Here is a 12158-nt window from a genome sequence, read left to right on the forward strand (position 1 = left end):
CGCCGTCTCGAGAGGCCCGGCCCCGGCGGCGAAGCGGCGGGCCAGGCGGGCACCCCACGGGCCGCGAACGGCGCCGCTGCCATCATACCGCCGCCGGACGTCCGCGGTTCCGCCACCGAAAGGGTCAGGTTCCGCAAAGACTTCGTCAACCAAGAGCCACTATTAAAGCTCAAGTTTTACGGAACCCGGACACGGGTCGGGCCTTGTTCAGCGCACCCGGCGGCCCTGTCGCCAGCCGGCATCAACATTGGGATGTCGTCCGTGAGTTTCACCGTCAGCGCCGGCACCGCGTCGCGGAACTATTCCTGGCAGCACGGCTCTCTGCTGAGCGCCCTGGAGCAGGCTCTGTCGCTGACCACCTCCGGCCTGAGCGATGTCCGCATCGTCGATTCGGAGGGCCGCAGCCACAGCCCCTCCGCGCTCTATCAGCGGATGTTCGGGCCGCGGACGACGGACGAAGCCGCGCCGGCCCGCGCCCGCGCCGCCTGATCCGCTCCGGTCGGATGCGGCTCTAATCCCGGATCGCCGCCGCATCCGGCGCCACCACCGCGAACAGGTCGCTCAGCGCCGCGAGGCTCGCGGCCTGGAGCGCGGCCGCGGGGACGGTCGCGCCGTCCGGCCCCGGCAGAGCGCGGGTGGCGGTGGCCGCGGCCACCACGGTGGGGCGGAAGCCGAGATTGAAGGCGCCCCGCGCGGTCGAATTCACGCACATATGCGTCATGAAACCGGCCAGGATGACGTCCTTGACGCCCGCCGCTTCCAGCTGCGCCTGAAGGTCGGTGCCGACGAAGGAACTCGGATAGGCCTTGGTGATCACCGCCTCGCCCTCGCGCGGCGCGACCTCGTCGCTGATCTGGCCGATCGGCGCGCCGACGTCGTAGGGCGAGCCCGGCCCGGCATCGTGGCGCACGTGGAAGACCGGGATGCCGGCGTTGCGCGCCCGCTCCAGCAGGGTTCTGGCCTCCCGGATCGCCGGCTCGACGCCCTCCAGGCGCATGATCCCCTCGCGATAGGTGTTCTGCAGATCGATCATCACCAGCGCCGAGCCCGAGAGCGCGGCGGGCTCCGGCGGCAGGCCGGAGACGTGGCGAAGTGTCGTGAGATCGGTCTTGAGGTCGCTCATGGCTGAAGCCTTTTCCTGGGATGCGTTTCCGGGCGGGATGTGAGCCGAGCGGGGTCTCCCGCGCAACCTGCCGATAAGGCCAAGCGGGAGGCGGCCGCCGATCCGTTCGCCCCGATCGCAGCGGCGACCTCGCCCGGCGAGGCCGGCAGAAGGCCGCCGCGCGGGAATTCCTGCCCCTGCGCAAAAGCCCTTAGCGCTGCGCGAAAACCCTTCTCGCTGCGCGAAAGTCTTTATCGCTGCGCGGCTTGCATCGGCTTGTCCGATTTCGGCTGCTGCGGCGCGATGCGTCCGCCGTCCTTGAGATCGGCCGGGGGGCTCAGCACAAGGCGCTCGCCGCCCGAGAGCCCCTTGTCGACCTCGACCACCGTGCCCTTGTCGCGGGCGATATGGACGTCCGTCCAGGCGACGCGATCATCCTCGCGGGCGATGGCGACGCGGGTGCCGGACTGGTTGAACACCAGGGCCTCGGCCGGGACCGCCACCGTGGTGCCGCCGCTGCGCGGGATCGCCAGCGTCACGTAGACGTAGAGACCGGGCCGCAGGGTCCGCTCGGGGTTGGGCACGTCGACCTGCGTCGTGAGCGTGCGCGAGGAGGCGAGCAGCGCCACCGAGCTGCGCTCGACCTCGCCGGAGAAGCTGCGGTCGGGCATCTGCGGCACCTTGATCTGGGCCTTGATGCCGGGCTGAACCCCCACCGCCGCGTTCTGGGGCACGTTGACCGAGATGCGCAGCACGTCGTCCCGGTCCATCGACAGGAGCGGCGTGCCCGAGCCGGCATCGGCCTGGACGAGGTCGCCGACATCGACGTTGCGGGTCGTCACCACCCCGTCGAAGGGCGCGGTGACGATCTCGAAGCCGGTCAGCGCCTTGAGGCGGCCGACCGTCGCCTGCTGCGCCTTGATGTTGGCCTCCGCCACCTTCACGTCGGCCTGCGCCGAGGCGAGGTTGGCGGCCTGCGAGAGCACGCCGGCCTGGGTGTTGTCGGCGTTCTGCTTCGAGGCCCAGCCCTGGCCGGCGAGCGTCGAGGTGCGCGCGTTCGTGACCTGGGCGAGGTTCACGTTGGCCTTGGCCTGATCGACCATGGCTTTCGCCCGCAGCAGCTGCGCCTCGAGCTGGCCGAGCTGGGCTTCCGCCTGGGCGAGCTGCTGGTCGAGGTCGGGCGCGGCGATGCGCAGGAGCACGTCGCCCTTCTTCACCCGCGCGCCGATGTCGACGTGCCGCTCGGCGATATAGCCGGTGGCCCGGGCGTAGATCCGCGCGGTGGCGAAGGGCTCGGTCTGGCCCGGCAGGGTCAGCTCGATCGGTCCGTCGAGGCGCTTGGCCTCCTCGGTGCGGACCTTGGGCACGAACTCGATCTGCTTGGACCGCGTCGCCTCGGCCCGGGCCGCCCGCTGCCAGTGGCCGTAGCCGCCATACGTCAGGAGGCCGAGCGCGATCAGCCCGGCCAGCACGAAGCCGCCCTTGCCCGGCGGCGGTGGAATGTCCTTGTCGTCCCCGGTCCGGGCGGGCTGACTCACGGGCGGGTCCTTCCCTTTGCGCTGCGGCGGGGATTGGCGGTCATCATACATAATCCTCGAGCGGCTTGGCCTCGCCCCGCCGCAGCAGGCTGTAGAGGAACGGCACGAACAGGAGCGTCGAGGGCGTGCCGAGCGCGATGCCGCCCATCACGGCGCGGGCGAGCGCCGCGTTCTGCTCGCCGCCCTCGCCGGTGCCGAGCGCCATCGGCACGAGGCCCAAGAACATCGCGCTCGCGGTCATCAGCACCGGCCGCAAGCGCGTCTCGCCCGCCGCGATCGCCGCCTCGTGCGCCGAGCATCCGGTGGCCTCCCGGTGCTCACGCGCGAAGGTGACGAGCAGGATCGAGTTGGCCGAGGCGATGCCCACCGACATGATCGCCCCGAACAGCGAGGGAATCGAGAAGGCGGTGCCGGTGATGAACAGGCTCGCGACGATGCCGCAGAAGGCGACCGGCAGGGCGGCCAGCACCACGAAGGGATCGCCCCAGCTCTGGTAGTTCACCGCCATCAGCAGGTAGACCGCGACGATCGCGATGCCGAGGCCGATCCCGAGGCGGAAGAAGGCCGCGCGCATGTTCTCGATCTGCCCGCGCACCGTGATCTTGTCGGGCGCCGGCAGGGTCTTCTGCTCCTCGGCGACGATCCGATCGATGTCGCGGGCGACCGCACCCAGGTCGCGGTCCTGCACCGCGGCGTAGACGTTGAAGGTCGGCTGCGTGTTGACGTGGTTGATCACCGTCTGCGTCGGCTGGCGGGTGATCGTGGCGATGCTCGACAGCAGCGTCAGCGCGCCGGGGCCGTTGCCGGCGGCGCTGGCCCGGGCAAAGAGCGGGGTGTTCTGCAGCGCGGTGAGCGAGGCGTTGCGGTATTCCGGCGTCTGGACCCAGAGCTGGTAGGGAATGCCGGTCTTCGGGTCGGTCCAGAAGTTCGGATTCACCTGGAAGGAGCCCGACAGCGACACGTTGAGACTCTGCGCCACCTGCTGCTGGGTCAGGCCGAGTTCGGAGGCGAGCCGCCGATCGACATCGACGAAGAATTGCGGCGTGTCGACGATCTGGTGCAGGTGCACGTCGACGAGGCCGGGCGTCTCCTTCAGCCGCGCCTCGATGCGCCGGGCGGCCTCCAGGTCCTTGACGGTGTTGCGCCCCGAGACCTGCACGTCGATCTGGGCGATGACGCCGAAATTGAGGATCTGCGTGATGATGTCGGAGGGCTGGAAGTAGACGACCATGTCGGGGAAGCGCTCGCGCAAGACCTCGCGCAGGCGCCGCTGATACTCGGCCACTGGACCGTGCTCGTCCTTCAGGTCGATCAGCATCTGCCCGTCGTTGTAGGAAACGAAGGAGCCGTCGGAGAAGGCGAAGTTGTAGTTGTTGGAGGGCAGGCCGATATTGTCGAGGATCTGGTCGATCTCCCCCTCGGGGATCACCTCGCGCACCACCTTCTCGACCTCGGCGAAGGTTTGCTCGGCGGTCTCGATGCGCATCCCCGGCCGGGTGCGCAGGTGCAGCGTCATCTGGCTCGATTCGACCTGCGGGAAGTAATCCTGCCCCGTGAAGACGAACAGGCCGCCGGTGCCGGCAAACAGCAGACCGACCACGACGATCGTCGCGATCCGGTGGCGCAGGACCGCGTGCAGCAGGCCGACATAGCCGCGGTGGAAGCGATCGAACCGGGCCTCGAAGCCGCGGCGGAAGGCGCCGGCCAGGCGGAAGACCGGGGAGAGCAGCCAAGCCAGCGCCCGCTCGATCCGACCGCGGCGCGGGGCCTCCTCTTCGCCGCCATGGTGCTGGAGGTACTCGCGCGCCACCAGCACGTCGATCAGCACCGGCACCAGGGTGCGGGTCAGCAGGTAGGAGGTCAGCATCGCGAACACGACCGCGAGCGCCTGCGGCGTGAACAGGTATTTCGGGGTGTCGGTGAGCGCGAAGACCGAGACGAAGGCGGCGCAGATCGACAGCGTCGAGATCAGCGCCGGTTTGGCGATGCCGGCCGCGCCCTCGACCACGGCGTTGCGGAACGGCTTGCCCTCCTCGAACAGGCGGTAGGTGTTCTCGATCGCCACCGTCACGTCGTCGACGAGGATGCCGACCGCGAGCGCGAGACCGCCCAGCGTCATCACGTTGATGGTGTGGCCGAGCGCCGCCAGGAGCGCCAGCGAGGTCATCAGGCAGAGCGGGATCGAGATCAGCACGATCAGCGTCGAGCGCCACGATCCGAGGAACAGGAGGATGGTGAGGCCGGTGAGGCAGGCGGCGATGACGGCCTCGTGCCACACGCCCTCGATCGCGTTCGAGACGAAGACCGACTGGTCGAAGAGCGGCTTGATCTCCATCCCCTCGGGGGCCGCCGCGCGGATGTCGGGCAGCGCCGCCTTGACGTTGTTGACCACGTCGAGCGTCGAGGCGGTGCCGTTCTTGAGCACGCGCATCAGCACCGAGGCCTGCCCGTCGGCGCGCACCACGTTGACCTGCGGCGGGCCGCCGTCGCGGACATAGGCGACGTCGCGCACCAGCACCGGCTGGCCGTTGACCACCTTGATCGGGATCTCGTTCAAGGCCGCGATCGCGTCCGGCGTGGCGTTCATCTGCACCGGGTATTGCTGCTCGCCGATCTTGGTCAGGCCCGAGGGGATCGTCAGGTTCTGCGAGGTCACCGCGTTGGTGACTTCCAGCGGCGTCAGCCCCAGCGCCTGGAGCGCGTGCAGATCGAGATCGACCATCACCTGCCGCGGCGCACCGCCGAAGGGGGAGGGGAGCGTCGAGCCCGGCACCTGGGTCAGGCGCTGGCGGATGCGGTACTGGGCGTAGTCGTAGACCTTGTTGAGGCTGTCCTTGGCCGAGGTCAGCGCGAGCTGGATCACCGGCACCGAGGAGGCGGAGAAGCGCACGATCACCGGCGGCTGCACGCCCGGCGGCATCAGCGCGCGGATCGAGTTCGTGGAGGAAACGACCTGGGCGATGGCGAGATCGATGCTGACGCTCTGGTCGAAATAGATCTTCATCACCGACGTGCCCTGGAGGCTGGTCGATTCCATCCGGGCGATGTTGTTGACGTTGTTGGAGATTCCGAATTCGGAATAGGTCGTGATCCGCTTCTCCATCTCCGGCGCGGACAGGCCCGTATAGGTCCAGACCACGACAACCACGGGGATGTCGACGGCGGGCAGCACGTCCTTCGGGGTCACGACGATCGCGCCCGCGCCGCCGAGCATCATCAGCACGGCGAGGACGTAGGTCGTGACGCGGAACTTGAGGGCGTACTGGACGAGTCCCATGGGTCTCCGGTGGGTGATCCGGTGAGAGTGCCTCTCGAAGCTCCCGGCCGCCGAGAACCCCTGTCCCGGCGATGCCGGCGGGGCGGGCGCTTCGTGAGGGACACGCGCCTGCCGGAGCCGGGGCGGGGCGACCCCACGGATACCGCACGGCCACTGTTTCTGTTCTATGTCCGATTGCCGCCAGAAACACAGGCGTGCCGCGATGCCGCATCGGCGTCTGTCCCCGCTGTTCAGGCGCGCTCCCTTCGCCGGACGGAAGTAGGGTTAGACTGAAAATAACCTTTGCAACGATCGGCTCAGGCCGTCCGCGACGGCATCGGGGCCGGATGGGCGTCCGTTCGCAGCGCTTGCGCCGCCTCTTGCTGCGCGACCTCCTGTTGCTGCGCGACCTCCTGCCGACGCGCCTGCGCTCGGCCGAGCCAGAGCGCGTTGAGGAGCCACGCCGCCGAGAGCGGCACCGCCACCACGGCCGCGGCGTGGCCGCCGAAGCCGAGGGCGGAGAGCCCGGTATAGGACCAGGCGCCGACCTGATCGCCGAGGCGGTAGACCACCGTGTCGATGAAGCTCTTCGCCTTGTAGCGATCCTCGCGCGGCACCACCGTGAACAGCACCTCGCGCACGGGGCGAGCGATGGCGAAGTTGCCGGCCCGGCGCAGCACGTAGATCACCACGACCGAGGCGACGCTCGGCGACAGCGCCAGCGCGGCGAACCCGACGATGCTCGCCGCCGGCAACAGCGCCAGGGTCACGCCGACGCCGAGCCAGCGGGTGATGCGCCCGGTGAGGAAGAGCTGCACGCCGAGGGTCAGCACGTTCACGGCGAGATCGACGCTGGCGAAGAAGGCGGTCTGCGCGCCGCGGTCGGGGAAGCTGCGCTTGGCGATCCCCGCCTGCTCGAAATACAGGAAGGTCGCGGTGACCGAGAACAGCGCGAGAAACAGCGCGATATTGAGGAGGTAGGGCGAGGCGAGGGTGCGCCGGATGCCGGCGAGCACGTCGCCGCCGATCACGTCGCCCGCGCGGGACGCCTCGGGCACTTCGTGCAGCCGCCCGATCAGGCGGGCGAGCCCCCGCATGGCGAAGACCGCCGCCTCCAGCAGGACGGCGGCCGCCAGCAGCAGCGCCCAGGTCGGCACGTCGCGCGCCAGCGTCGCCGTCACCGCCGAGCCGCAGATGGCGCCGAGCGTGGCGCCGGCGGCGATGAAGCCGAACAGGCGCTTGCCCTGTTCGGTCGAGAACACGTCCACCACCGTGGCCCAGAAGATCGAGACCACGAACAGGTTGAAGATCGAGAGCCAGACGAAGAAGGCGCGGCCGACCCAGAGAGCGGTTTCACCCTCGGCGACGGCGATGAGGCCGGCGAAGACCAGGATGTTGAGGATGAAGAAGCGGTAGGTGAGGGGCACGAACCGTGCCCGCGGCAGGCGCTTGACCAGCCACGCGAAGGGCAGGTTGAGCGCCAGCATGCCGACCAGCGTCGCCAGGAACAGCCAGGGCAGGTTTTCGAGGCCGCCCGCCACGCCCATCTGGTCGCGGATCGGGCGCAGCACGTAGTAGCTCGCCAGCAGCGCGAAGATGTAGGCCCAGGACCAGGCCAGCGCCGGGCCCTCGCCCGGCCTCACGTCGATGAGGCGGGCGAGGCGATGGGAGAGAGGGGAGCCTGCCGAAGAGCCTCGGGCCTCGCTCAAGGCTTCACCCCGAGCTTCTCCTTCAGTTCCGCCGCCGAGAGGTCGTGGCCGAAGCCCGGCGAGCCCATGGCGAAGGTGTCGGCGGCCTTCAGTTCGCCGACGACCACCGGATCGAAGCCGGCATCCGAGACCAGGGTGCGGGCGGTCTCCAGCGCCTTGGGATCGTTGCCGGCGATCGGCACCGCCATGCGCGGCTCGGGCCGGCCGGCATTCTTCTGGAAGATCTTGTAGTTCGCCGCGTTGAAGGCGCGCACCACCCGCGCTCCGGCGAGATACTTGGCGGAAGTCGCGCCGATGCCGTCGCGCTCGACCTCGTCGTAGACCGCGCCGTCGCGGGCCTTCACCGCGTTGCCGGCATCGATCACTACCTTGTTCTTCAAGCCGGCGGCGTTGTCCTTGCCCAGTTCCGGATAGGCCTTGTAGGGCACCGCGATCAGCACGGCGTTGCCGAAGGCGATCGCCTCCGCCGGGGTGCCCGCCCGGGCCTTGGGCCCGAGCTCCTCGATCAGCGCCTTCAACTGCTCCGGATGGCGGGAGGCGAAGAACACCTCGTAGCCCGCCTTGATCCAGAGCCGGCCGAGCGTGCCGCCGATATTGCCGGCCCCGACGATCCCGATTCTTTTGGGATTTTCGGATTGGGCGAGAGCGGGCAGGGCCGGGAGGACGAGCGCGCCGGCGAGCAGTGCCAGCGCCCCGCGCCGACCCAGGCAAGATCCGAAAAACTCAGACCGCATCGATGAAGGCCTCCATCTTGCGCCGCTCGGCGGCGTCCGGCAGCCGCCCGGTCGCGGCGGCGAGGTTGTCCTCGACATAGGCCGCCTTCGCCATGCCCGGGATCGGACAGGTGACGGCCTCGTTGGCCAGCACGTATTTGAGGAAGAACTGCGCCCAGCTCCTGCAGCCGAATTCGGCGGCGAAGTCGGGCAGGGGCTTGTCCTTCACCGCCTTGAACAGGCGGTCGCGGCCGAAGGGCACGTTGACCATCACCGCCACGCCGCGCTCGGCGGCGAGCGGCAGGACGCGCTCGGCCGCGAGCCGGCTGTCGAGGGCGTAGTTCACCTGCACGAAATCGAGCCGTTCGCGCTTCATCACCGCCTCGAGCTCGGGGAACTGCTCGTCGCGCCAGACCGTGACGCCGACATAGCGGATGCGGCCCTTCTCCTTGAGCGCGCGCAGGACGGCGAGGTTCGTCTCCGTATCGATCAGGTTGTGCACGGCGATGAGGTCGATCGTGTCCGTGCGCAGGCGCTGGAACGAGCGCTCGATCTCGGCCTGCGCCGCCTCCCGGCCGCGGGCCGCGACCTTGGTGGCGAGAAAGACCTTTTCCCGGAGCCCGTCGAGGATCAGGCCGAGAACCTCCTCGGCCGTTCCGTAGCTCGGGGCGGTATCGATCACCCGCCCGCCGAGCGCCACGAAGCGTTCCACCGCCTCCCGCAGGGGCGCCGTGGCCTCGGGCGTCACCGCCACCTCGTAGCGGCGCGAGGTGCCGATCCCCATGGCCGGCAGGCGCTCCCCGGAGGAGGGGATCGGCCGGGTGATCAGGGCATCCGCCGCGCGGGCCGGGCGCAGCAGGGCCGGTGCGAGGCCGGCTCCGGCGAGGGCGGCGGTGCCCAGCAGCAGGGTTCGGCGGGAGAGCGGCGACAAGACGGGCGGCATGGGCGCGAGCCTCTTTCGCGGACGGGCATGGCCCGAGCGAGATAGGGCAACCTCAACGCATCGGCGACGCGCTCACCCCTCGAAGCGTCCGAAGGTCACCGCCGTCTCGCCGTAGCTGCGCCGCTCCAGCTCCTCGAAATCGGGCGGCAGGACCGGACCGGCACCGGCCGCCTCCTCGACCAGGATCAGCGCGCCGGGAGCGAGCCAGCCGCCGCCCGCCGCGGCCGTGAGCGCCGCGGGCGCCAGGTTCTTCCGATAGGGCGGGTCGCAGAAGACGAGGGTCGCCGGCCCCTCCGTCGCCGGGCCGAGCCGGGTCGCGTCGCGGGGGATCAGCCGGGCGCGGTCCCCGCAGCCGAGGGCGGCAATTCCCTCGCGGATCAGGCCGCCGGCCTGGCGCCCCTCGTCCACGAAGATCGCGCGGGCCGCACCGCGGGAGAGCGCCTCGAAGCCGAGGGCGCCGGTACCCGCGAACAGGTCGAGCACCACCGCATCCTCGACCGCGTCCTCGTAGGCGTGGGCCAGCACGTTGAACAGGGCCTCGCGCAGGCGGTCGGAGGTCGGGCGGATGCCCTCCGCCTTCGGCCCGGCGAGCCGGCGCCCGCGCCATTCGCCGCCGACGATCCGCACGCGTCAGGCCTCAGGCGCCGCCGCGCGGCGGACGGCCGCCCCCACGGGGGCCCGGCTTACCCCCGGGACGGCCTCCGGGGGCGCCGCCGGGTTTGCCGCCGGGGCGCCCACCCGGGCGCCCGCCAGGCCGGCCACCACCGCCGGGTTTGAAGTCGCCCCGCGGGCCACCTTTCGCACCGCCCTTGAAGTCGCCGCGGGCCCCGCCCTTGAAGCCGGGCTTGCCGCCCGGACCGGCACCGGGACCCTTGCGGAATCCGCCGCGCTCGGGCGCGTCGGCGCCGCGCGGGGCGCGGGCCGGACGCTCGCCCTCGGCCGTACGGGGACGGTCGCGCGGGGGACCGCGGCGCTCCGGCGCCCCCGCCTCGGCGGGACGCTCCCGGCGGGGCGCCGCCTCGCCGCGATCGCGCGAGGGACGCCCCTCGCTGCGCTCGCGCGGCGGACCGCGCCGCTCGGCCGGTGCGGCGTCTCCGGCCTCGCGGCGGCGGGGGCGGGCATCGCCCGCGGGCGCATCCCGGCGCGGCCGGTCCTCGCGGGGGCGCTGATCATTGCGGCCGCGCTCCTGGCGCTCGGGCCGCTCCTCGTCCTTGCGGAAGCGGACGCGGCGGTGCGGCTCGGGGGCGGGCGTCTCCAGCGTGGGCTGAAGGCGCTCGACCAGCACCCGGCGCTCGCCGGCCGCCTGGATCGCGCCGACCCGCTCGCGGCCGCGCTCGGCCGCCGCCGCGCGGGCGGTCTTCGGGTCCAGGCCGCGGCGCGGCACCTTGCTCGCGCGGGGGCGGGCCTCGTCGTCGGCCCGCCACACGGTCGGCGAGGGCGCCCGCTGGGCCGGGCGGGCCGCGCGGGCGGGAGCGGCGGGCCGGGCCGGGTCGCGGGGCGGACGGCCCGGCCCGTCGGCGCGGGCTTCCCCCCGGCCGCCGGAGCGGGTCTCGCCGCGCGTCTCCGGCCGGCCGCGCCCGGCGGGCGCCTCGGCCTTCGCGGCGCGTGCGGCCTTCTTCGGGCTTCCGAACGGGGCGATGGTCTCGCGCACCGGGCTCTCGAAATCGACGCCGGCCTGCTCGGCGAGGCTTTTGCCGAGCTGCTCCTTCAGGACCTTGGTGCGAATCTCCTCGACCAGTCCGACCTCAAGGTCGCCGAGCTGGAACGGTCCGAACGAGAGCCGGATCAGCCGGTTCACGGAGAGGCCGAGATGTTCGAGGATGCGCTTGACCTCGCGGTTCTTGCCCTCGCGCAGGCCGAGCGTGAGCCAGAGATTGTCGCCCTGGACCCGGTCGAGCGTGGCCTCGACGGGGCCGTACTCCATCCCGTCGACGGTCACGCCCTTCTTGAGCCGGTCGAGGTCGGCCTGGGTGATGTCGCCGAAGGCGCGCACCCGGTAGCGGCGCAGCCAGCCGGTATCGGGGTGGGCGATCACCTTGGCGAGCCCGCCGTCGTTGGTGAGAAGCAGCAGCCCCTCGGTGTTGATGTCGAGCCGGCCGATGGCGACGACCCGCGGCAGGTCGTCGGGGAGCCCGTCGAACACGGTCGGGCGCCCTTCCGGGTCACGGGCGGTGGTGACGACGCCGCGCGGCTTGTGCAGCAGCCAGAGCCGGGTGCGCTCGCGGGCGGGCAGGGGCTCGCCGTCGACCGTGATGCGGTCGGCTTCGGTGACGTTGATCGCCGGCGAGGTCAGGACCTTGCCGTTGAGGGTGACGCGGCCGGCCTCGATCATCGCCTCGGCGTCGCGGCGGGAAGCGATGCCGGCGCGGGCGATGGCCTTGGCGATGCGCTCGCCCTCGGGCGCGGCGGGCTGGTCCGCGGGCGCGGCCGGGGAGGGGTCTGAATGGTCGGTCATCCGCGCCCCTTACCAGAGCGGCGGTTCCCGCAAAAGGAAAAGGCGGCCCCGCGCGGGGCCGCCCTTCCGTAGATGCTTGCGACGAAGAGGTGTCGTCACAACCGCGGGGAGCGGCCGCGCACGGCGCCCATCACCGCCGAGATCAGGAACAGCGCGATCGCGACGAAGAACACGATCTTGGCCGCCTCCATGGCGGTGCCGGCGATGCCGCCGAAGCCGAGCAGAGCGGCGATCAGAGCGACGACGAGAAAGGTAACAGCCCAACCGATCATGGTATCCTCCTGACGTGCGTCTTGGACGGTGCTTGGACGGTGTCTTGAAAGTCTGTCCTGGCCTGGAAAATTGCCAAGCTGCCGGAATCGTTCCGTCGATGGGGCTGAAAACGGTTGCCGGCACGAAGCGTTCCGGAGCGCGCGGCCGGCACACGGGGCCAGCAGGCGCG

The 12158-nt window shown here is 71.1% G+C and carries 10 protein-coding genes; 1 reads left to right on the plus strand and 9 read right to left on the minus strand.

Going from position 1 to position 12158, the window contains the following annotated elements; genetic code table 11:
• Positions 1 to 252: 252 nt before the first annotated feature.
• Positions 253 to 489, plus strand: coding sequence for a hypothetical protein (locus HNR01_RS04740; protein ID WP_153874892.1), 237 nt, complete (start codon positions 253 to 255; stop codon positions 487 to 489).
• A 22-nt stretch (positions 490 to 511) separates the two neighbouring features.
• On the opposite strand, the gene HNR01_RS04745 is transcribed toward HNR01_RS04740, so the two are convergent.
• The 9 genes from HNR01_RS04745 to HNR01_RS04785 all read right to left on the minus strand — a co-directional run bounded on the left by HNR01_RS04745 (position 512) and on the right by HNR01_RS04785 (position 11988).
• Positions 512 to 1123 (minus strand): cysteine hydrolase family protein, encoded by a 612-nt coding sequence (locus tag HNR01_RS04745; protein ID WP_183666916.1) that lies wholly within the window; start codon positions 1121 to 1123, stop codon positions 512 to 514.
• 230 nt (positions 1124 to 1353) lie between these two features.
• Positions 1354 to 2691 (minus strand): efflux RND transporter periplasmic adaptor subunit, encoded by a 1338-nt coding sequence (locus tag HNR01_RS04750; RefSeq protein WP_246417394.1) that lies wholly within the window; start codon positions 2689 to 2691, stop codon positions 1354 to 1356.
• Positions 2684 to 5917, minus strand: coding sequence for an efflux RND transporter permease subunit (locus HNR01_RS04755; protein WP_183666920.1), 3234 nt, complete (start codon positions 5915 to 5917; stop codon positions 2684 to 2686). Before HNR01_RS04755 ends, HNR01_RS04750 begins: the two co-directional genes overlap by 8 nt.
• A 296-nt stretch (positions 5918 to 6213) precedes the next feature.
• Positions 6214 to 7605 (minus strand): NTP/NDP exchange transporter, encoded by a 1392-nt coding sequence (locus HNR01_RS04760; protein ID WP_183666922.1) that lies wholly within the window; start codon positions 7603 to 7605, stop codon positions 6214 to 6216.
• Positions 7602 to 8339 carry an NADPH-dependent F420 reductase gene (locus tag HNR01_RS04765; RefSeq protein ID WP_183666924.1) on the minus strand — a complete coding sequence of 246 codons (738 nt, stop codon included), beginning with the start codon at positions 8337 to 8339 and terminating at the stop codon, positions 7602 to 7604. The genes HNR01_RS04760 and HNR01_RS04765 overlap by 4 nt, the downstream gene beginning before the upstream one ends.
• The gene (locus HNR01_RS04770) at positions 8329 to 9261 is read right to left on the minus strand and encodes an aldo/keto reductase (protein ID WP_183666926.1); all 933 of its coding nucleotides are present in this window, start codon (positions 9259 to 9261) and stop codon (positions 8329 to 8331) included. Before HNR01_RS04770 ends, HNR01_RS04765 begins: the two co-directional genes overlap by 11 nt.
• Positions 9262 to 9333: 72 nt before the next feature.
• Positions 9334 to 9888 (minus strand): 16S rRNA (guanine(966)-N(2))-methyltransferase RsmD, encoded by a 555-nt coding sequence (gene rsmD, locus HNR01_RS04775; protein WP_017484302.1) that lies wholly within the window; start codon positions 9886 to 9888, stop codon positions 9334 to 9336.
• A gap of 10 nt (positions 9889 to 9898) precedes the next feature.
• Positions 9899 to 11716, minus strand: a complete 1818-nt coding sequence (locus tag HNR01_RS04780) for a pseudouridine synthase (protein ID WP_183666928.1) — start codon at positions 11714 to 11716, stop codon at positions 9899 to 9901.
• A gap of 95 nt (positions 11717 to 11811) precedes the next feature.
• Entirely contained in the window at positions 11812 to 11988 is a 177-nt protein-coding gene (locus HNR01_RS04785; RefSeq protein ID WP_012456035.1) for a DUF1328 domain-containing protein, read from the minus strand.
• Between the last annotated feature and the right edge of the window lie 170 nt (positions 11989 to 12158).

The sequence above is a fragment of the Methylorubrum rhodesianum genome, from assembly GCF_014199985.1.
GTDB lineage: Bacteria > Pseudomonadota > Alphaproteobacteria > Rhizobiales > Beijerinckiaceae > Methylobacterium > Methylobacterium rhodesianum.